16 protein-coding genes are annotated in these 22041 nt (G+C 39.1%); 10 read left to right on the top strand and 6 right to left on the bottom strand.

The window, feature by feature from the left end:
* Window positions 1-299 precede the first annotated feature (299 nt).
* The 4 genes from V6670_RS08260 (at window position 300) to menE (ending at window position 8288) form a co-directional block, all read left to right on the top strand.
* Window positions 300-3911 (top strand): dynamin family protein, encoded by a 3612-nt coding sequence (locus V6670_RS08260; RefSeq protein ID WP_338653559.1) that lies wholly within the window; start codon window positions 300-302, stop codon window positions 3909-3911.
* A 10-nt stretch (window positions 3912-3921) separates the two neighbouring features.
* The gene (locus V6670_RS08265; RefSeq protein WP_141902984.1) at window positions 3922-4731 is read left to right on the top strand and encodes a sulfurtransferase; all 810 of its coding nucleotides are present in this window, start codon (window positions 3922-3924) and stop codon (window positions 4729-4731) included.
* A 446-nt stretch (window positions 4732-5177) separates the two neighbouring features.
* Window positions 5178-6752 carry an acyl-CoA dehydrogenase family protein gene (locus V6670_RS08270; protein WP_338654544.1) on the top strand — a complete coding sequence of 525 codons (1575 nt, stop codon included), beginning with the start codon at window positions 5178-5180 and terminating at the stop codon, window positions 6750-6752.
* Window positions 6753-6785: 33 nt separating this feature from the next.
* The gene (gene menE, locus V6670_RS08275; protein ID WP_141902985.1) at window positions 6786-8288 is read left to right on the top strand and encodes an o-succinylbenzoate--CoA ligase; all 1503 of its coding nucleotides are present in this window, start codon (window positions 6786-6788) and stop codon (window positions 8286-8288) included.
* A gap of 18 nt (window positions 8289-8306) precedes the next feature.
* Here menE and V6670_RS08280 read toward each other — a convergent pair whose 3' ends face one another.
* Window positions 8307-8918 (bottom strand): TetR/AcrR family transcriptional regulator, encoded by a 612-nt coding sequence (locus V6670_RS08280; protein WP_058844658.1) that lies wholly within the window; start codon window positions 8916-8918, stop codon window positions 8307-8309.
* Between the two features lie 390 nt (window positions 8919-9308).
* Here V6670_RS08280 and V6670_RS08285 point away from each other — a divergent pair, with 390 nt between their 5' ends.
* The 3 genes from V6670_RS08285 to V6670_RS08295 all read left to right on the top strand — a co-directional run bounded on the left by V6670_RS08285 (window position 9309) and on the right by V6670_RS08295 (window position 13745).
* Window positions 9309-10142: an MBL fold metallo-hydrolase gene (locus V6670_RS08285; protein ID WP_141902986.1), complete on the top strand. Its 834-nt coding sequence runs from the start codon at window positions 9309-9311 to the stop codon at window positions 10140-10142.
* A gap of 410 nt (window positions 10143-10552) precedes the next feature.
* Complete coding sequence (locus V6670_RS08290; protein WP_141902987.1) at window positions 10553-11755, top strand: malic enzyme-like NAD(P)-binding protein; 1203 nt, start codon at window positions 10553-10555, stop codon at window positions 11753-11755.
* 241 nt (window positions 11756-11996) lie between these two features.
* Window positions 11997-13745 carry a methyl-accepting chemotaxis protein gene (locus V6670_RS08295; protein WP_338653560.1) on the top strand — a complete coding sequence of 583 codons (1749 nt, stop codon included), beginning with the start codon at window positions 11997-11999 and terminating at the stop codon, window positions 13743-13745.
* 39 nt (window positions 13746-13784) lie between these two features.
* Here the strand turns inward: V6670_RS08295 and V6670_RS08300 are convergent, their stop codons facing one another.
* The 3 genes from V6670_RS08300 to gdhA all read right to left on the bottom strand — a co-directional run bounded on the left by V6670_RS08300 (window position 13785) and on the right by gdhA (window position 16839).
* Window positions 13785-14438 carry a Yip1 family protein gene (locus V6670_RS08300; RefSeq protein WP_036118261.1) on the bottom strand — a complete coding sequence of 218 codons (654 nt, stop codon included), beginning with the start codon at window positions 14436-14438 and terminating at the stop codon, window positions 13785-13787.
* 125 nt (window positions 14439-14563) lie between these two features.
* Window positions 14564-15250: a phosphoribosylaminoimidazolesuccinocarboxamide synthase gene (locus V6670_RS08305; RefSeq protein WP_338653562.1), complete on the bottom strand. Its 687-nt coding sequence runs from the start codon at window positions 15248-15250 to the stop codon at window positions 14564-14566.
* Between the two features lie 215 nt (window positions 15251-15465).
* Window positions 15466-16839, bottom strand: coding sequence for an NADP-specific glutamate dehydrogenase (gene gdhA / locus V6670_RS08310; RefSeq protein WP_338653563.1), 1374 nt, complete (start codon window positions 16837-16839; stop codon window positions 15466-15468).
* 175 nt (window positions 16840-17014) lie between these two features.
* Between gdhA and V6670_RS08315 the strand changes: the two genes are divergently transcribed.
* Complete coding sequence (locus V6670_RS08315) at window positions 17015-17488, top strand: YaiI/YqxD family protein (protein ID WP_036118254.1); 474 nt, start codon at window positions 17015-17017, stop codon at window positions 17486-17488.
* Window positions 17478-18806 carry a D-serine ammonia-lyase gene (locus V6670_RS08320; protein ID WP_338653564.1) on the top strand — a complete coding sequence of 443 codons (1329 nt, stop codon included), beginning with the start codon at window positions 17478-17480 and terminating at the stop codon, window positions 18804-18806. The genes V6670_RS08315 and V6670_RS08320 overlap by 11 nt, the downstream gene beginning before the upstream one ends.
* A gap of 271 nt (window positions 18807-19077) precedes the next feature.
* Here V6670_RS08320 and V6670_RS08325 read toward each other — a convergent pair whose 3' ends face one another.
* Complete coding sequence (locus V6670_RS08325; RefSeq protein ID WP_082673758.1) at window positions 19078-20247, bottom strand: alanine--glyoxylate aminotransferase family protein; 1170 nt, start codon at window positions 20245-20247, stop codon at window positions 19078-19080.
* Window positions 20248-20384: 137 nt separating this feature from the next.
* Between V6670_RS08325 and V6670_RS08330 the strand changes: the two genes are divergently transcribed.
* Window positions 20385-21440: a DUF1835 domain-containing protein gene (locus V6670_RS08330; protein ID WP_058844665.1), complete on the top strand. Its 1056-nt coding sequence runs from the start codon at window positions 20385-20387 to the stop codon at window positions 21438-21440.
* Between the two features lie 26 nt (window positions 21441-21466).
* Here V6670_RS08330 and V6670_RS08335 read toward each other — a convergent pair whose 3' ends face one another.
* The gene (locus V6670_RS08335) at window positions 21467-21964 is read right to left on the bottom strand and encodes a hypothetical protein (RefSeq protein ID WP_231745083.1); all 498 of its coding nucleotides are present in this window, start codon (window positions 21962-21964) and stop codon (window positions 21467-21469) included.
* Window positions 21965-22041: the final 77 nt, after the last annotated feature.

Here is a 22041-nt window from a genome sequence, read left to right on the forward strand (position 1 = left end):
TTTTTCTATGATTCGATGAGACTTAGGATTCAGCATGTGCGATCACACTCCATTCTTAAAAAATAACCTTTGCCCCGAATACATTTACTATAAAATATGAAGAAAATAGCAAGAGAACTAGTTGACCATCTATCATTTGAGGAAGATTATTTCGGATCATCAAGATTTTATGAAGGGACTTATTAGGATAGAAACGTTGGCATGCATGCTTTTTACCGTAAATTAGTGTTATACTTTGCTAGTTGAATAAGGTAGAATACTAATTATGAATAATTAACGATAAAGGGGTAACTGGTTTCATGAAAGATTTTGAACAACAATTGGAGGAGCTATTAAAGCAAGCTTCTTTGCAATACATAATCTATCAGCATAATGGTGATACAGAACGCATGGATAAAACCTCTCTTTTTGCTCGAAAAATTCAGCAAAAAGAGTATGTGATTGGCTTTGCGGGTCATTTCTCTGCTGGGAAGTCGAGTATGATTAATGCGCTGTCTGGTGAAAACTTACTGGCATCTAGTCCAATTCCAACAAGTGCGAATATCGTAAAAGTGCATAAATCAGAGGAAGATTTTGCAATTGTCTATATGCACAATGAGAAGCCTGTGAAATTTGAGGCAGGCTATGATTTTAAAACAGTAAAAGAGCTTAGTAAGAATGGGGATTTAGTGTCACAAATCGAAATTGGGCACAGTGCCTCTACACTACCACTAGGCGTTACTGTCATGGATACGCCAGGAGTAGACTCCACAGATGATGCACACCGCATGTCAACGGAATCGGCGCTCCATATTGCAGATATCGTATTTTATACAATGGATTATAACCATGTGCAGTCGGAACTGAATTTCCAATTTACAAAGCAATTAATGAAATACAATCCAAACGTTTATTTAATTGTCAATATGATTGATAAGCATAAAGATAATGAATTGAGCTTTGAAGACTTTAAAGCAACGGTTCATCAATCCTTTGCCGCATGGGGCGTTGTGCCGAAGGGTGTATTTTTCACATCATTGAGAGAGCCTGAACATCCACATAATGATTTTGAGGTCGTAAAGAAAATCGTGATGGACAGTATGAATGATTGGCAGGAGCAGCTTGTACAAACGGCAACGAATACATTGCGTTTACTGCAAAGCGAGCATGACAATTATTTAATGGAAGAAAGACAGGATCGTTTAACTATTGATGAAGAAATTTTAAGTGCGGACGACTGGGCACACCATCAAGATATTTTAGAGCAATACAATAAATTAAATCGTCAAGTTGAATTATTCTCAGTAGAGGCATGGAATGAAACATTTGAGGAGCAACGGAAGGAACTACTAGCCAATGCAGCCATCATGCCAGCTGATGTACGTGATCGCCTCCGCCTTTATTTAGAAAGTGTGCAGGAGGGCTTTAAAGTAGGGGGACTCTTTACAGCGAAGAAAAAAACAGAGGAAGAGCGTAACCGTCGTAAAGAGGATGCATATAGTGCCTATCAAAACGTCGTTCATGCACAAATTACTGGGCATTTAAAAGGACTTATGAAAAAAGCATTAAAAGATGTAGGTGCATTAAATGAAGAGCGTGCCTCCGCCATTGATGCCTATGTATTTGACTTACCTTTTTCATTGATTGAGCAGCAAGTTCAAACTGGTGCCCTGTTAACAGGTGATGCTGTGTTAAACTTCGCCAATCGTGTCGCGGAGGCAACAAAGCGCTACTTTATTCAGGAAACAGATAGCTGGAAAAATGCGCAAGCGACAACGCTTGAAGCTGTGGCAACAGAAACGGCTGCACCATCAAAATTAAAAATGGCGGGTATGCAAGACAAAGTGGATGCAATTAAGGCAGTGCTTGAAATCGAAGGCTATCAGCAATATAGTGCAAGCATTATGCATCAAGCGAGCAATGAAATCCGTAAAGTTGCAAATCAGCAGCTAGCCAATTGGGCACAGTCATTTAAGCAAGATTTAGCCGATATTCGTTTGTTTGATGAGTCCATGCTGAAGCCAAAAGAGCAGGTCATCGAACAAGAGGAAACGCAGCAAGCCATCAGTGCAACGACTCTCCCAATCGATGGTGTGATTAATCGCGCACTGCATACAGCCAATGCAGTCAAAGAGGTTCAAGGCTTTGCAGAAGTTGCCCATTACCTTGAAAATAAAGTGGAACGTTTACAGAAAAAAGATTTTACGATTGCTTTGTTTGGCGCATTTAGTGCAGGGAAATCATCCTTCTCCAATGCCTTAATGGGAGCAAAGGTGTTACCTGTATCACCGAACCCAACAACAGCAGCCATCAATAAAATTCGTCCAGTAACACCAGAGCATCCACATGAAACGGCCGATGTACAGCTTAAAACAGCGGAGCAAATGCTAGAGGATATTCAAGGCTCGTATGCGGCAATTGGCTTGTCTGTAGCTTCGTTGGAGGAAGCCTATAATCGTGCTGATGAAGGGCTTGCCGTTCAGTTAACGGATGAACGTTTAAATGTTCATAAGTCATTTATTCGTGCCTATAAGGAAGGCTATCCAACATTTAAATCTGAGCTTGGTACGATCATTCGTGTAGGCCGTGAAGAATTTGAAAAATTTGTGGCGCAAGAAAACAAATCATGCTTTGTTGATAATATTGATTTCTATTACGATAGCCCATTGACACGCATGGGTGTGACACTTGTTGATACACCAGGAGCAGATTCGATTAATGCTCGTCATACAGGTGTAGCCTTTGAATATATTCGCAATGCTGATGCCATCCTATTTATTACGTACTATAACCATGCCTTTGCTAAAGCTGACCGTGAGTTTTTAATTCAGCTTGGTCGTGTCAAGGATGCATTTGAACTTGATAAAATGTTCTTTATTGTAAATGCCATTGATTTAGCAACAACAGAAGAAGAACAGGAAGACGTAAAAGGCTATGTTCGCTCAGAGTTACAACGTTTTGGCATTCGTTTCCCACGACTGTATGGGGTATCAAGTCTTTTAGCATTAAAAGAAAAAGTAGAAGGTGCCGATTTAACATCTGGCATGCCACCATTCGAAAGCGACTTCCATACCTTCTTAAATGATGAATTAAGTGCCTTAGCAGTACAGGCTCTTGCAGAAGAAGTCGATAAAACAGAGCAACGTTTAGCCGATTTAATCGCACAAACGGAGGAAAACTTAAAACGTAAAGATGAGCGTTTAGAGGAATTAACAACACTTGAACAACATATCCAATCGAAGTTCAGCGTGCTCAATACAAGCATGCTAGAGAGTGAAACAAAGCAAGAGCTTGATGAGCTCCTGTATTATGTTCTCCAACGTGTCTATTATCGTTATCCTGAGTTCTTTAAGGAAGGTTATAATCCTTCGACATTTGCTGCGATGTCAGCGCAGCAAGCATTGGAGCATGCACTGAAGGAAGTGATGCAAAGCTTGCGTTTTGATTTTACACAAGAAATGCGTGTCACAAACTTCCGTTTATCACAGTTCATAAGCAAGAAAATGCAACAACGCTTCAAAGATGAGGTACGTGAGCTGAAAGAGTTGAATAGAAGCTTCTCGTTCCTAACATTTGAATCTTCAGAGCCAAATTTACTGGATTTTGAAGGGCCATTCACAGATATTTCAAAATATACTAGCGTAAAATCTCACTTCCGCAATCAAAAAGCTTTCTTTGAGAAGAATGAAAAAATAAAGTTGAGCGAGGCGCTGGAAGCTGTAACAAAACCAGATGCACAAGATTATTTAGATGCACAGAAAGTTTCTCTTATGACATGGGCCATTACGTTTATTGCAGAGGAAGCCGAAAAATTACGTTTATATATTTATCATCAAGCGCTTGAACAAATTGAGACAGAAAGACTTGCCTTACAAGAAGAGAGCCGTTTAGCTTCTTGGAAAGCAATTTACGCACAATTACAATACGCATGAGGTGATTTATATGGGAAAAGTATTCAAATCAGTGGATGAAATACAGTTTGATGGCGTCCGTTTTATCGATGCTCGCTTCGATCTTCTGGACAAAGAAGCTGGAAAAAAAGCATTTGAAGAAGGACATGCAACTGGTGCTATTTATATTGATTTAGAACAACAGTTATCAGATATGGACAGTAAGGACGGCCGTCACCCGATGCCGAGCAAAGAAAAGTTGACTTCCGTATTTCAAGAATTAGGTTTACGCTATGAAGATCAAATTGTTGTCTACGACCAGGGAGCAGCCCCGTTCGCTCCGCGCGCCTGGTGGATGCTGACATACGCTGGTTTCCCAAATGTAGTGATTGTCAATGGCGGTGCCCCTGCGCTAGAGGCAAAAATTCCGTTCACCAAGGATATTATAAAATATCCCCCAACGATTATAGAATTTGATTGGAAGGATGAACTATATGCGCCACGCCAAGCGGTAAAGGCAATAGTAGACGGCGAAGTACAAGCAACCTTGCTTGATGCACGTGCAGCTGAACGTTACCGTGGCGAAATGGAACCACTGGATAAGGTAGCAGGCCATATTCCAACCGCAAAAAACTTTGATTGGGAGCAATTAAAGACAGACGGCCAATTAAAAGCGAATGACGCATTACGCCAAAAGATTACGCCTGATGAGCAGATTGTCGTCTACTGTGGTAGCGGCGTGACAGCCTCACCGTTATATGCAGTGCTAGCAGATGAAGGCTATGAAAACATCCAATTATATGTAGGTAGCTTCAGTGATTGGATTACCGCGTATGACGTGGAAAAAGGCACAAATGAATAATTAAATTGAAACGCTCACTTCGGTGGGCGTTTTTTTGTTTGGAGAGCGCTTAGAGTGGGTGGATAGAACGTAGAAAGTGAAGGATAGAACAGAAAAAGAGGTGGATAGAACGTGCAAAGTGATGGATAAAATAGAAAAAAAGGTGGAAAGAAAGCTTAAAGTAAAGGATAGGCTCCATCGAGGTGGATAGAATGTGCAAAGTGAAGGATAGAACAGAAAAAGAGGTGGATAGAAAGCTCAAAGTGAAGGATAGGCTCCATCGAGGTGGATAGAATGCATAAATTGATGGATAGAACAGAAAAAGTAGTGGATAGAATGCTCGAAGTATCAGATAGCACGATTAAAATAGAAAAACGTACCTAGAGAATCAAAAATGAACACTGTTTACTTTTTAAATTTAAGATGTTAAAATATTCTTAAAATTTAGAAAAGGAGTGTATGTATTGATGCATGTTGGAGAAAAAACATATAGTTTTCGAGAATTTATTGACAAAAGAGATGCTATGAATGATTTAGATAATCCTTTTTTATTACAAGTTTTGCAACAGTTTTGTCATGAAACATGGGATGAGATGCTGCCGAGACTTGAGCCTTTTGTGGAAAAAGGATCATCGGACTGGCGTGCAATAGCTGCTGAAAGTGCACGTCCGGAAAATCAGCCTAAAATAAGACATTACAATGCATATAATGAGCGCATTGATCGCATTATTCGTTCAAACCAGATGCAACAAATGGAGAAAGACATATTTGGACAGGGTCTATTTTCTAAGGAACAGTTGAAAAATGAAGGGATCATTAAGCGCTTTTTTTTACATGGTAATGGAGAAGCTGGTATTACTTGTCCACTAGCATGTACAGACGGACTGGTTGCTTTAATCGATCATTTCAAGGAGGAGGTTCCTGATGAAGTAAAGCGTATATATGAGCACGTGACAGAAGGCTATGAGGGACATTTTGGCATCGGTGCACAGTATATGTCAGAGATTCAAGGGGGATCAAACATTCCAGCGAATGTACTAATGGCTAAGCCTGAGGGCGATCATTATCGGTTATTTGGCAATAAATTTTTCTGCTCAGCGGTGCATGCCGATTATGCTGTAGTGACTGCGCGCATCGAGCACACTGATGATATTGCGGTGTTTATTGTACCTACTTGGCTTCAAGGGGATAAGGAAAAAGAGAAAAGAAATCATCACGTGATCAATCGTTTGAAATGGAAAATTGGTACTGCAGAGTTACCATCAGCAGAAATCGATTATCAAGGAGCTATTGCTTATCGCGTAGGCCCACAAAATAGAGGTGTTGCTCTTGCTGTTAGTATTGTTTTAACCCGCTCAAGGTTGGATATTGGATTTGCTAGTGGTGCTTTTTTAATGAGAGCAGCACAAGAAGCTAAGCTATACGCAAGCTTTAGATCAGTATTTGATCGGCGCATTGATGAATTTCCAATGGCTGCAGCACAGCTTGAGGATTTAGAATATGCCGCTAAACGTATTGTAGGCTCAGCCTTTCATATTTACCAAGCGTTTCTTCAAACACAACAAGAACCTGATACTCTTGAAGCGTTCGTTGTGCGTGAATTAATTTTATTGCAAAAAATTTATGCTTCTAAAGAAGTTGTAGATAAGCTAAGGTTGGCTATTTCTATTTTTGGTGGACATGGGGCGATTGAAGATTTTTCAGTCATTCCAAGATTGTTTAGAGATAGTCTAGTGAATGAATTATGGGAGGGGCCAAGAAATGTTTTATTATCTCAGATATATAGAGATCTTGTGAAGATGAGACCGCAAATTTCTATTTATGATTTAATTGGTAGTATTCTTGTAGATAGCTCGGAGAAGGAAGTAAAGCGGTTTGCAGAGCAAATCGAACAATTAATGCAAGTGAATTTAACCGCGTTACCAAACTTTGAAAATCGACAAGCAGCAAGGAAATGGGAACAAATCTGGGAAGAGATATTTACCTTATTCCAGGAGCAAACGATAAAGGATATAAAGGATTTACCAATTGTACTAGATTAATATGTGGACAAAAATTGTTTAGGGGTGACAATTATGAACATTAATATTGGTAAGTTATTACAGGATCGTGCAGTTTTAATGGGGGAGAAGGAGGCTTTTATTCACAAAGACAAGCGGTGGACCTTTCAACAAATGAATGTGAGGGCCAATGGCTTTGCTCATTTTTTAAAGAAGCAAGGTTTTGCTAAAGGGGATCGTCTAGCGATTTTATCCAAAAACAATGAGGATTTCATTGCAGTGTTAATGGGGGCAGCGAAAATTGGTGTCATCACCGTTGTTTTAAATTGGCGTCTACAAGTGCCGGAGCTTCAATATATTGTGGAGAATAGTAAAGTAAAACTCATTGTTTATGATGTTGATTTTGCGTCAATGATGCAAGCATTACAAGTACAAGGTGTCAATACTGACATTCTATCACATGCAACTGTCCCTTCCTTGCAAGCTATTTTTGAAGAGAACAGTCAAGAACCTGTTTATGATGCAAGTAATGATGACGTAGCGCTTATTATGTATACATCGGGTACAACGGGTAAGCCAAAGGGAGCGATGATTTCCCATAATAATTTATTGGCTGCTGGGATGGGGTTATCGCAAACCATCGATTGGTGGGAGGATGATCGTTTTTTAATGGTTGCACCATTTTTTCACATAGGTGGCATCGCTCCGCTCATCACGAATATTCTGTGTGGTTGTACAATGGTACTCATGGAAGTGTTTGAGCCTATGGCGGCTTGGAAAATTGTCGAACAAGAAAAGATTACGACCATGATGACAGTACCGACAATGTTAGCATACTTATTAAAAACGTATGAGGCTGCTAACGCTGACTCATCTTCTATTCGTAACATTACCTGTGGTGCTTCATCTGTGCCTGTGCCACTTATTTTAGGATTTCGTCAACTAGGCATTCCGATTCAGCAGGTATATGGTATTACGGAATACACAGGGGCAGTGACAATGTGGAAGGAGCAGATGAATAAAGATAAGTATGATTCTATGGGCAAATCGATGATGCATGGTGAAATAGCCGTAGTTGATGTGAAATCAGGCGAAGTGTTACCTGCAGGTGAGGTAGGAGAAATCCGCTTACGTGGCCCACAAGTGTTTGTTGGCTATTTCGAAAATAGGGAAGCGACAAAGCAAGTATTAAAGAATGGTTGGTACCATACTGGGGATGTTGGTTATATAGATCGTGATGGCTACTTATATGTTGTTGATCGAATAAAAGATATGATTATTAGTGGCGGAGAAAATATTTATTCCGCAGAATTAGAATTAACTCTTGCCAACCATCCAGCTGTTGCTGATGTAGCGGTGATTGGCATGCCAGATGAAAAGTGGGGCGAGATTCCAAAAGCTTATATAGTAGTAAAACCAAACATATCGATAACAGAAGCGGAGATAATGGCGTTTTGTAAAGAAAATTTAGCTTCTTATAAAGCAGTGAAAGAAGTAGAGTTTGTTGAACAGCTTCCTCGCAATGCTGTTGGAAAATTACTCAAGCATCAGTTAAAGCAGGTAGTCAAACAACCATAAAAAAATAAAAGGCAGGTATTATTTTTCCTGCCTTTTTATTGTATGGACCAAAAGATTTGTTAGTTGCTTAATATGTTGCAAATTGGAGTCTGATGAACGACCAGGTAAATTTTTATAGGTAATTAATAGGCCATTTAACGATGCGAAAAAAAGTTGAACAGTATGTTTAAGATGGTCATCAGGGAGATGTTGTCTTAAAGCTTCTCTGAAAAGTGAAAATAACTCATCGATTATGTCATGTAGCTCTTGTGAGACATTGCCATGTTGTTCGTTTTCTAGCATGAAATAGGTCATCATATGATATAAATTATCGTGCATATACATGTATTCTATATATTTTGTTGCCAGTAATTCGAGTTGATGATCTTGTCCCTCGACGGTTTGGTGCAATACGTTTAAAAGGCTGGAGCTTTCAATTTTAAATGCCGTCATAAATAAATGTTGTTGATCATCAAAATATTGATAGATTAGACCTGGAGAAACGTTTGCATGTTTAGCGATAGCCCGCATGCTCACCTCGGCAAATGACTTTGAACTAAATAATTCGATAGCGGCATTAATAATATTTTCTCTATTGATCGTTTTCTTCTGTTGTCGCTTGGATACATGCTGAACCTCTTTTGTCTCCATAAGTATTGCTCCTTTACACTTTATATAAATAAGATTCTATAAAAAACATCAGATATTGACAATCAAATTACGTGATACTCAGTGTAATAAAATTGTATTTTTTAAGATAAATGGATTTTTTGTGTTAACAGGGAGGTAAGCCAATCCAGTAAACACGCAGCTGTAAGAGTGTTAAAACTTTTCATCATTGTTAGTTAGAAATTTTTACAAATGACTGGCAGGTAGTCATACATTGCTTTTGCTGACTATCAATATATGTTTATTTCTTTATGTATTAGCATTTCGGAAAACATGTAAAGAAAAATTCCGTTGTTGTTACCTATTCGCAAAAATGACTCGCCATTCATTATATGCTACACTTTTTTGTACAAGGGGCAAAGGGGGAAGAGGATGTTTACACGTGAGAAAAGTATAGAGATTGAACAGCATCGTGATGTACGATGTGCACATGGTAAAGTAGCAGTTCAGGGGATTGGCATGAGTGTGTACAGTTTTTTTGTGGATGGGTTACTGATTGATACAGGCTCCTATTCGCTGTCGCAGGAATTCCAATCCTTTTTTAATGAAATACCAATAGAGCAATTGGCCTTAACGCATTCTCATGAGGATCATGCAGGCAATGCTGCATGGATTCAACACCATCATAAAAATGTACCTATCTATATACACCGAGATTCAGTCAGCATTTGTGCAGTGGATGGAGATTATCCGCTTTATCGTCAAGCACTGTGGGGGGAACGACCGGCGTTTGTTGCCCAAGCAATTGGCGATACTATTCAAACGAAATCAGCTACATGGGATGTCATTGAAACACCTGGGCATACAACAGATCATTTGTCGTTTTACAATCGGGAAACAGGTGCTATGTTTACAGGAGATTTGTTTATCCAGCCAAAGACGAAGGTTGTGCTTGATGAAGAAAACATCGTACATACCTTGGCGTCTTTGAGGAAAATAGTCAACTACGATTTCGATGTCGTCTATTGCTGTCATGCGGGCTTTATAGCGGATGGGCGAACAAAAATACAGGAAAAAATTGCTTATTTAGAAGACATGGAGGGAAAAGTAAAGCAATTGTTTATGCAAGGTTATACGATTGAAGAAATGACCAAAACAATTTTTCCTCGTGATTATCCGATTACGAAAGTATCTGGGGAACAATGGTCTTCCAAGCATATTATCACGGCTTTTATCCATCACTTTACGCAGGAGTCCTTAACATAAGGGCTCTTTTTTTGTTGGTTAGCTGTGACTTACATAAATACTTTGAGATACATAATAAAAAACTTTGTGAAAAAATGTGAATAAATTGTGACAAATTCAATTAAGACAATGGATGCGCTTACATAAGTTTGTGAAAAAATTCTCATTTACATAAGAAAAATACTATGTGAAAAGATGAACAGGTGAAAAGGCTACAGTTGTACATTTTATGCGACGTAATATAGAACATTAATTATCTCAAAATAATTGATTGTGAAATGTTTAATTTGACAGAAAAATATATTTAAAGTCATTAAATACTGTATTTTTGAAGGATAAAATAAATTGACAGAAAATTTATTGACTATGTTTTCACAAAGTATTATGATTCTGAAATATAATGAAAAACAAAGGGAAAAGGATGGGATGGAATGGACGTAATGAAAAAAGCATTAGAAATGCATGCACACTATAGCGGAAAACTAGAGGTTATTTCGAAGGTGCCAGTACAGGATTCTTATGATCTTAGTTTGGCTTATTCACCTGGAGTAGCAGCTCCATGTGTGGAGATTGAGAAAAACCCATCACTTGTCTATGACTATACGATGAAAGGCAATATGGTAGCTGTTGTTTCGGATGGCACGGCAGTTTTAGGTTTAGGGGATATTGGACCTAAAGCGGCATTACCAGTAATGGAAGGGAAGGCGATTTTACTAAAGCGTTTTGCCAATGTTGATGCTTTTCCAATCTGTTTAGATACGAAAAATACGGATGAAATCGTCAGTATTGTGAAGGCGCTTGCCCCGACATTTGGTGCTGTGAACTTAGAGGATATTTCAGCGCCTAGATGCTTCGAAATTGAAGATCGCCTACGTCAGGAATGTGATATTCCAGTATTTCATGACGATCAGCATGGAACAGCGATTGTTGTAGGAGCAGCGATGATTAATGCCAACCGTATTGTGAAGAAAGATGTTGCAACGATGAAGGTTGTGATAAATGGTGCTGGTGCTGCGGGGATTGCGATTTTACGAATTCTTGTACAAATGGGCTACAAAAATATTTATATGTGCGATACAAAAGGCATTATTTATGAGGGACGTACAGAAGGTATGAATCCGATTAAAGAAGCTGTAGCTCATTTAACTAATCCAGAAAAACTGCATGGCACACTCGAAGATGCGCTAACAGGTGCGGATGTCTTTATTGGGGTTTCTGTCGCAAATCTATTAACAGAGGCACACATTGCATCCATGAATGAAAATCCAGTCGTCTTTGCCCTAGCCAATCCAAACCCTGAAATTACCTATGAAAATGCTAAAGCTTGGGGTGTGCGTATTATGGGCACGGGTCGTTCGGATTATCCAAATCAAATTAATAATGTTCTAGCATTCCCTGGTATTTTCCGTGGGGCCTTAGATGTGCGAGCAACGGATATTAATGAGACGATGAAATTAGCGGCAGTCGAAGCCATTGCTTCTCTTGTAAGTGACGCCGAATTAACAGAGGAATATATTGTACCGAAATCTTTAGATGAGCGTGTTGTGGCAATCGTTTCACGAGCTGTAAGTGGCGCTGCTGTTGAATCGGGCGTATCGGAACTATTCCAACAAACTACAGCTCTATCAATCTAGTGAATAACCCCTTTCTAAACAGCTAAAGAAAAGTGATAAACTTTTCTTTAGCTGTTTTTTTTGTGATTTAATGGCGAATATGCTCGAAAAATGTTGTTGTTTGATTTTTTATGTAATAAAATGAATATGAATAATGTAATAATTTACATTTTCTGTTTTAGAGGAATAACTGCTTAATTTTTCAATTTTATTGTGAAAATTAGGTCTAAAGTACATATAAAATGAAAGAGGTGTTGGCCATATGAAGTCATTATTTCAATTTCGATCCATTAAGGCGAAGCTGATTGCTTTCTCTTTGCTGCTTTTATTGATTCCCCTTATTATTCTTGGCTTTTCAAGCTATCAACAAAGTAAAGCAAATTTAGAGACAGTAGGAAAAGAGAATTTACGAAACAGTGTAGAAATGACCATTGCCATGATTGAGCAATTCAATCAACAGGTAGAGGCAGGCAATCTATCCTTAGAGGAAGCGCAAGAAAAAGTAAAGATTGCGATTTTAGGTGAGAAGGATAGCGAAGGAAAACGACCGATTAATAAAGAGATTAAGCTAGGCGATAACGGCTATATATTCGTCGTAGACCAAAAAGGGAACTCCATCGCACACCCTAACATAGAGGGCTCCAATGTCTGGGATGAGCAGGATGATAGTGGCTTTAAATATATGCAAGAAATCATTGCCGTTGGGAATGATGGTGGTGGCTTTGTAAGCTATGAATGGGCATTACCAAATACAGATCGATTGGAAGAAAAGGGTGTTTATACAGAAACAGACCCTTATTGGGGATGGGTTATTGGTGCGAGTACTTATTTAATGGATTTCAATAAACCAGCAGAAAGTATTTTAAAATTAACAATCATTGTGATTGCTATTGCAGTTATTGTGGGGATATTTGTGATTTGGCAATATGCAAGTAGTATGGCAAAACCGATTAACCGAGTGGCTCAAGCTATGGAACAGTTTGCGCAGGGTGATTTATCTCAAGACAGCATATCTATTCGATCAAAGGATGAAATAGGCAAGCTGGCAAATGCAATGAATCAAATGCAACAAAAATTGAAGGATATGATTCATAATATCGCGCAAGCTTCTGATTTGATTAATACTTCTAGTAAAGAACTGACACAATCAGCAAATGAAGTGAATATGGGAGCGGAGCAAGTGGCGATTACGATGCATGAATTAGCATCAGGTGCAGAAGGACAAGCTCATCATTCGAATGAATTAACATCCTTGATGGAACGCTTCACGGCGGATTTACAGGAAACGAATCAGCATGGTGCTCATATTCATCAATCCTCTGTGGAAGTATTAGCATTAACAAATGAAGGAAGTCAGCTAATGACATCCTCCAATTCTCAAATGGTGAAGATTGATAGCATTGTGCAAAATGCGGTAGAGAAAGTGAAAAATTTAGATGCCCAAGCTCAGGAAATTTCAAAGCTGGTCGTTGTTATTAAAGATATAGCAGATCAAACGAACCTGCTGGCTTTGAATGCTGCCATTGAAGCGGCTAGAGCTGGTGAGCAGGGCAAAGGATTTGCAGTGGTGGCAGATGAAGTACGCAAGCTGGCAGAACAAGTAGCGTTTTCAGTTAACGACATTACATCAATTGTCACGAACATTCAGCAGGATTTTGATGTTGTCACAACCTCTTTAGAGGATGGTTATCAAGAGGTTAAAGAAGGAACGAATCAAATAAAAGCTACTAGCGAAACGTTTAATACAATTAGTTATTCCATCAATGATGTAGTAGAAAGTGTTAAACTAATTTCAACGAATTTATCGAAGGTTACAGAAGATGGCCGTAAAATGAACAACTCGATTCAGGAAATTGCTGCGGTAGCAGAGGAATCTGCTGCAGGTGTTGAGCAGACAACGGCTACAACGGAAGAGACAAGTAGCTCTATGGATGATATGGCAGGAAAATCTGCCCAATTATCAGAGTTAGCCTTACAATTGAAAGCGTTGATTGCCCAGTTCAAACTATAGCCAAAAATCTCCCGCTCTCTTCAGAGAGGGGAGATTTTTTTAAATCATACCAACACCGATAATGCCAATGAGAATGATAAAGAAAAGAACAAACAATACAACGAAAAGAATAATTCCTGGAATAAAAATAGTGAAGAAGGCCATCCAGTTAGAGATTTGATGTGCTTCGGCAACAACACCTACTGAAATAACAAAAGACCAGATACTAACAACGATGGTTACTAAAATAGTTGGCCAAAAAATCCACGGCAATGAACCGATAAAGTTTGGGTCTAATAAAGAATCTGGGGAAGTTATTAACCAAATTAAATAAAGTGGGATTAGTACAATAAATGGAATGGCTGTAAGGCTCAATCCTTTAAATAAGTCCGAATAAGTACCAGTACCTTTAAATAATTTACCAAATAGCCATGAAATGAGGGCAGAAAAAGCCGTACCAATAATCCCAGCGATTGGCGCAAAAATAACACATAATAAGGCTAAAATCCATGGTGAGAGATTAGGGAATAATTCCGAATCAATCAGCCCTGACATAAGAGAGCCGATATAACCAATAGACAAAACCAAAATGGCAAAGCCGATCGATTTTTCATTAATCATATAACGAGCTGCTTGTTTTGGATGCATCCAAACTGCTAAAAACGGATTTAGTTTAGGCCTCTCTTCTTTCGGTGTCTCCGTATAGTTTTCCATTAAACTACCTCCAAAATTATAGAATAATTGCTTATTACAATAGTTAATATACGAGTGGTGGGAGGAAAAGTTTCGTCAAAAATAAAAAAAGAGCCGCAGCCGACTCTTTTTCATAATCGCTTCTATTATTCAGCTAACATCATTTTTTCAAGCTCTAACGGTTCAATATATTCTTCGCCTTTGTAAGCACGCATGTTACCGCCAGAAATTTCATCAATTAATAAAATATCATTTGTTTTAGCATCACGACCGAATTCTAATTTAATGTCATACAGTGTTAAGCCTTTTTTAGCAAGCTCTGCCGCCACAAATTTTGAAATTTCAATTGTACGTTGTTTTAAAATGGCGTATTCTTCGTGAGTTAACAGGTTTAACATCGCTAAAGCATCTTCAGAAATAGGGGGGTCTAAACGATCATCATCTTTAATCGTTACTTCCACAAAAGAGTCCAGCTCTTGTCCTTCCTTTACATAAGCACCATAACGGCGTAGGAATGAACCGACTGCCTTGAAGCGGCAAATGACCTCTAAACCTTTCCCAAAAACAGTTGCTGGTTTCACGGTCATAGTGGCATCCTCAAAGTTTGCGTCAACATAGTGCGTAGGTACACCTTGTTGATTTAATTTCGAATAAAAATAAGAAGTTAAGCGCAAACCAGCTAAGCCCGCACCGTCCATCGTTAAACCAACAGTATTAGCACCTGGGTCAAACACACCATTTTCTCCTGTAACATCATCTTTAAATTTTAATAAATAATGGCCGTCTTCTAATTTGAACACATTTTTTGTTTTACCTGTATACAATAATTCCACAAAAAAACCTCCAATATTTCATAGTACTCCAAAATTATAACACGAATATTTCAAATGTTTAATAATGAAAATGTTCGTTTAAAACGTTTATTTACATGTTTTATAACGAAATTTCTAATAAAAAATAAGATGATAACGAATGTTCGTTACCATCTTGTGTGAAATTAAGAATATTCCCAATTCAAATGTTAGGAAACTGTTAAAAAAGAATGTTATTAATAGACACCTTCAGTAAGCATGCCATCAGCTACTTTGATAAAGCCAGCGATGTTTGCACCAACTACTAAGTTCTCTGGGAAGCCATATTTTTCAGCTGCTGCTTTACTGTCTGTATAAATATTTTTCATAATTTGGTGAAGTTTCGCATCTACTTCTTCAAATGACCAAAATACGCGACTTGAATCTTGTGCCATTTCAAGAGCAGATACAGCAACTCCACCAGCATTTGCCGCTTTTGCAGGACCAAATAAAACCCCTGCATTTAGGAATTCATTGATGGCTTCAAGGTCTGATGGCATATTTGCACCTTCACCGATTGCTTTAACACCATTTGAAATTAATGTACGAGCTGACTCTCCGTTAATTTCGTTTTGCGTAGCACATGGTAGGGCAATGTCACAAGGAATTGTCCAAATACCTGTACAACCTTCTGTAAAAGTAGCATTTGGTCGGTAATTAACGTAAGTTGAAATACGGTCACCTTTAACTTCTTTGATTTCTTTAATAGCTTCTAGATCTAAGCCCTCTGGGTCAAAGATATAGCCTGAAGAATCCGAACAAGCAACTACTTTTGCACCATATTGTTGTGCTTTTTCAATTGCATAAGTAGAAACGTTACCAGAACCAGAAACAACTACTGTTTTTCCTTGGAATGAATCGTTCGCATCTTTTAGCATTTCATTAACAAAATAAACCGTGCCATAACCTGTTGCTTCTTTACGTGCTAAAGAGCCACCATAGCCAGGCGTTTTACCCGTTAATACACCAGATTCATTTGCTTTTGTTAAACGTTTATATTGGCCCCATAAATAACCTACTTCACGAGCACCAACGCCAATATCACCAGCAGGAACATCGACATCTGGACCAATATGACGGTATAATTCAGTCATGAATGCTTGGCAGAAACGCATAATTTCTGAGTCTGATTTGCCTTTCGGATCGAAGTTTGAACCGCCTTTACCACCACCGATTGGTTGCCCTGTTAAAGCATTTTTAAAGATTTGCTCAAAGCCTAGGAACTTAATGATGGATTCATTCACGGAAGGGTGGAAACGAAGACCGCCTTTGTATGGTCCCATTACATTGCTGTATTGAACGCGATAACCACGATTTACCTGTACTTGGTTGTGATCATCTTGCCATGCTACACGGAAAGAAATAATGCGATCTGGCTCCACGATACGAGATAGAATATTGGCCTTGATATATTCAGGATGCTGTGTGAATACAGGTACTAATGAGATGAAAATTTCTTCAGCTGCTTGTAAAAATTCCGCTTGATGACTGTTCTGTTGTTTAAGTTGCTCAAATACGCCATCTACGTATTCTTTTGCTAATTGCTCGTTGCTAACAGTTGTCATTGTCATAGTTAAAACCCCCATTTAGTTGATAGGTGTATCGTATATCTATTTTTCAAACTATTCAATAAAATACTTTTTAAGTTTGTGAAAAATTGAGCAAGAGAGGTTGTGAAAATATTATATTAAAATAATTTTATTTAAAGCGATTTATCTAATTATGAGAAAGGAATGATGCTTTATTGTGAAGGTTCTAATTGACGCAGATGCTTGTCCAGTCGTGGATTTGGCGCTATCTATATCATCTGAATTTGAGATTGAAACTATCTTGTTTTGCGATACATCCCATCGGGTGGAACGTGATAATGTAATAACAATTATTGTACCCAAAGGTCCAGATTCAGTTGATTTTACGCTAGTGAACGCGCTTTCAAAACACGATATTGTTATAACACAGGATTACGGATTAGCTGCAATGGTTTTAGCAAGAGGAGGCTATCCAATTGATCAAAATGGACGAGAAATGTCTGATGAAAATATCGAACGTTTGCTCGATATGCGTCATGTTGGTCAAAAAATTAGACGGGCAGGAGGAAGAACAAAGGGACCTAAAAAAAGGACGCAAGAAAACAATAATTCGTTTGAAATGAAATTTCGACAAATTTGTGAACGAGCAATTTTAGCTCATAAAATGGAGGAATCTACAGGTGAAAAATGAACGTAAACGCGAACTATTTCAGCAATATCCACAGCTAAAGGAAATAGCAAATAAGGGCACTGTATTGTGGGAAAATACAAATCGGATGGAAAAACCAGGAACAAGACTGTTTACTATGGCCGAAGTCGAGGATGCAGAAAACACATTGCAACGATTTTCTTCTTATTTAAAAGTGGCATTTCCTGAGCTCGTAGAAAGTGATGGCCTAATTGAATCCACGATTCAGGAGATTCCAGCAATGAAAAAGGCACTTGAACAAAAATACGGTGTGTCTATACCAGGTCATCTGCTATTAAAATGTGATCATGCGCTACCCATCTCAGGCTCAATTAAAGCACGAGGTGGGATTTATGAAGTATTAAAACATGCAGAAAGGCTAGCGGTGGCATGTGGAAGGCTCAAAGTAGAGGATGATTATGCACTTTTAGCAACAGAGGCATTCCAGTCGTTTTTCCAGCAATACACGATTGCAGTAGGCTCCACAGGTAATTTAGGTTTAAGTATCGGCATTATGGGCAAGAAGCTCGGCTTTAATGTCGTTGTACATATGTCGAGTGATGCCAAGGAATGGAAAAAGACCTTGCTCCGAGAGAAGGGAGCTACTGTAATTGAATATGAGGCTGATTACAGTGTAGCCGTAGAACAGGGTCGACAAGAAGCTGAGCAAGATCCGATGTGTCATTTTATTGATGATGAAAACTCAAAGGATTTATTTGCAGGCTATGCAGTAGCCGCAAAACGATTAAAAGACCAGTTAGAAAAGACGAATATTACAGTCAATGAAGAGCATCCATTGTTCGTCTATTTACCATGTGGTGTCGGTGGAGGACCAGGGGGGGTGGCCTATGGATTACGAGAAATATTCGGCGAGCATGTGCATATTTTCTTTGCTGAGCCAGTCGCCTCTCCTTGTATGACGATTGGTCTAATGACTGGTTTACATGATGCCATTAGTGTGGAGGATATTGGCCTTGACAATAAAACAGAAGCAGATGGTCTAGCTGTTGGTCGTGCATCTAAGTTTGTAGGCAAAGTGATGGAAACCTATATAAGTGGCTGCTATACAGTGTCGGATCAAGAGTTATTTACATCATTACGGTTAGCTATGGACAGCGAAGCATTGTTTTTAGAACCATCGGCAAATGCCGGAATGTTTGGCGCTATCCGCTTACTCCAAAACGGTTCGTCCTATTTCGAAAAGCACAACCTCGTTAGCCACCTATCGCAAGCCACACATCTTGTGTGGGCAACAGGTGGCAGCATGGTCCCTGCCACAATGCGTGCCGCTTATTTGGCGAAGAGCAGGGAGTTGGATTAAAGGCAGTGCTTTGTTTGGATTGGGGGCATGATGGTATTAGATTCACTCCATTTTGATGGAGGAAGTGGGAATGCCTGTAAAATGTACTTGACCCGCTCAAGAGGAGGGGAGAGTGCTCAAGAAGTATACTGAACCGCACAAAAAGAAGGTCAAAATGCTCACCAAGATGTTACCCCACTCAAAGAAAGAAAAGCGGTAACTACAATTTCAAAGTAATGTTGAACCTAACCAAAAAACAGGTGGAGAAATTTTTCTCCACCTGTTGGTTGTTTTAACGTTGCAATGCTTTGCGTTGTGCTGCTAGAAATACTTCGTGTGCAGCAAGGACGCCTGCCCCTGGCTCAAAATTGTAGGAGAAGTCTTGGAGGGCAGCTTCCATTAGGGAAACGGCTTGTAAAATGTCACTTGGGAAGCAGTAGCCCATATGACCGAATCTGAAAATTTTCCCTTGTAGATGACCAAGCCCGCCAGCAAAATCTAGATGATAGTGCTTTTTCAGATGGGCTAAAAATTCGCCAAGATCGATTCCTTGAGGGGCCTTGATTGCTGTAATGGTTGGTGATGCGTATTGATCCTCTGTTAATAGCTCAATGTGTAAGGCTTTCATAGCGCTACGTACCATATTTTTCATAAGTTCATGACGAGCTACAGTTTGCGCAAAGCCGCCTTCCTGCTCAATCAGTTGACATACCTCGTGTAATCCATAGATCAGTGTGATGGCTGGGGTATTTGGTGTCATGCCCTTTTCGGCCCAGCTTCGATAGCTTAATAAGTTTAAATAATATGCGGGTGTTTGATTGTCCTCGATGACTTTCCAAGCTCTTTCGCTGACGCTGATAAGGGAAAGTCCAGGAGGTAGCATCATAGCTTTTTGAGAGCCTGTCACCAAAATGTCGATGCCCCAAGCATCCATTTCAGCAGGGGCACCACCAATACAGCTTACGCCATCTACAATAACGAGGGCATCTGTTTCGTCGCGGATTACCTGCGCTAAGTCAGCAACGGGGTTTATAATGCCTGTAGATGTTTCATTGTACGTAACAAAAACGGCTTTAATGTTGTGCAATGGCTGTAAAAATGCTCGTAGTTCCTCGGCTGTGCAAGCTTGTCCCCATTCTTTTTCAAGCTTATGTACATGGAAACCATATTGCTCACAAATGGACACGAAATAGTCACCAAATGCTCCAACGGTAATGACCACAACTTCATCACCCGCAGTGACGGTATTGACTGCCGCAGCCTCCAAGGCAGCTGTTCCACCTGATGGCAAAAGTAAAATGTCCTGTGTCGTACCAAAAACAGGTTTTACTAATTCGATTGTTTCTCGGTATAACGTTACAAATTCTTGACTCCGATGACTAAAAATATCCCGATTCATCGCCAACTGAACCTTTTTTGGTATCGGCGTTGGCCCTGGATGTCTTAAAATATTTTCATACACATTCATCAATCCCTTTCGTTATGAATTCTAAATTTTCTAACTATAATAATATCATATTTAGGATGATAGCTAGCTGCTATTTTGAAAAATATTGGAAGATATTAATATTAAGATACAATAAAAAGGGGACTGTACAGATGGAAACAATCACACATTATCCATATATTTATTTTTTGTACAAACCAAATCAGGTATTGGTATATAAAATTCAAACATTTGAATATATCTCGCTTGCAGATGTGATGGAAAAGGGTGAATGGTCGAGCTATGCACTACAGCCATCTGAATCATTTACAGCTTTTCACCATGAACAACATCAGCCGCAGGAGGGTTGGACCTTTTGGATGGAGCAGGAACAGCTTTATCTTTTGGTAGAAATGATTAATGACTATATTCAGCAGGTCATGATCACAACTACTGCACAAGCGGTACATATTGTTTGCTCTGAAGCTGTAGCTGGCTCTTTACGAGGGGCCCTTGCTCCACCGAAATATGTTATCGGTTTTCCAGAGGATTTGTCGATCGGCCCTCTCTGGAAACTCGATGAAGAAAGAGGACAGGTATTTCGTCATGAATGGTTAAGGGAAAATATAAATGATGGGTTGGACGATTTTGTCAATGACAATCATCTTAAGAATACGATAAGAGAAATACAGGATATTCCAAGTCATTTACCCATCTATATTTGGTATGGACATAATGCAGAAGAACAATGTGGCCTTCGTTTTTTCCTTTGTTTATTGCGCGATAAAAGCAATGACATCATACTCATTAACACGGGTGAACAGAATGCGATTAATCGTCAATGGGACATAGCGCTATATGACAAAAAGCCATTGACTACTAAAGAACACCTGATGTTTCAACAGCAATGGCAAGATTTGGCCCAAACAAAGGATGTATGCCGTTTATGGCGGCATCAGCGAATACAAGGAGTGTCAGAGAATCACTATGATTCCGTCATTATCTCGATACTAGGACAACTTCATCATGAACAAGGAAGTATCGATTTTATACAAACTGGCGTATTCCTTTCAGAGCTACTTGTAAGAATGGAAGAACCACCAAATATCTTCTTTTTAGAGTATAGAGTTCGAACTTTAGTCTATAGTGGGGAGTTTGAATTAAAGGGGATTCCTAAATCCATGCGACATTATCAGGTGAGATTACGTCAAAAAACCTCTTTAGCCTAAGGCATAAAGAGGTTTAACGAGTTGTATTAAGCGGCAACGAATGGTTTGTTCATACGCATTAAACCATAAATGGCAAAGAATAATCCGCCCGTAATAACCGTTAAAATTGTGTATAGTACAGCCTTACCTGTTTCGCCACACCAGCGATAGAATAGACGATACATGAAATAAATTGAAAAGCCTACCATACCTAGAGAAGCGAGTATGCCGAGAAATGGAATAAACGAAACGATGAACATGCCCGCATAAATAAGCGTATTTTTTAACGCTGTGGCACGTACCGTTTCCCGATCATCCCCACCAGCAGTCAGTAGGAAAAGACTGTATACATTAATAATAGGAATCCAAGCGATATAGGCTACATCTCCAAAACCATTTGTTTTAGACGTCATAAAATAAATGAGTGCACTAATAATGTAGGCGATTAAACCAATAACAAGAGCTGCTAAAATAAGTATTATAAACAGACCACCCATAGCTGCATCCCAATCATTAGAGTAATAAGAACTATCGTAATTATACATCAGTGAAACCTCCCTTCATTTGAAAATACCAACTAATCATAACAAGCCTAGCCTGTTTAAGCTACAACGAATTTAAT

Source organism: Lysinibacillus sp. Y5S-8 (assembly GCF_036894365.1).
GTDB classification, from domain to species: Bacteria; Bacillota; Bacilli; order Bacillales_A; family Planococcaceae; genus Lysinibacillus; species Lysinibacillus fusiformis_D.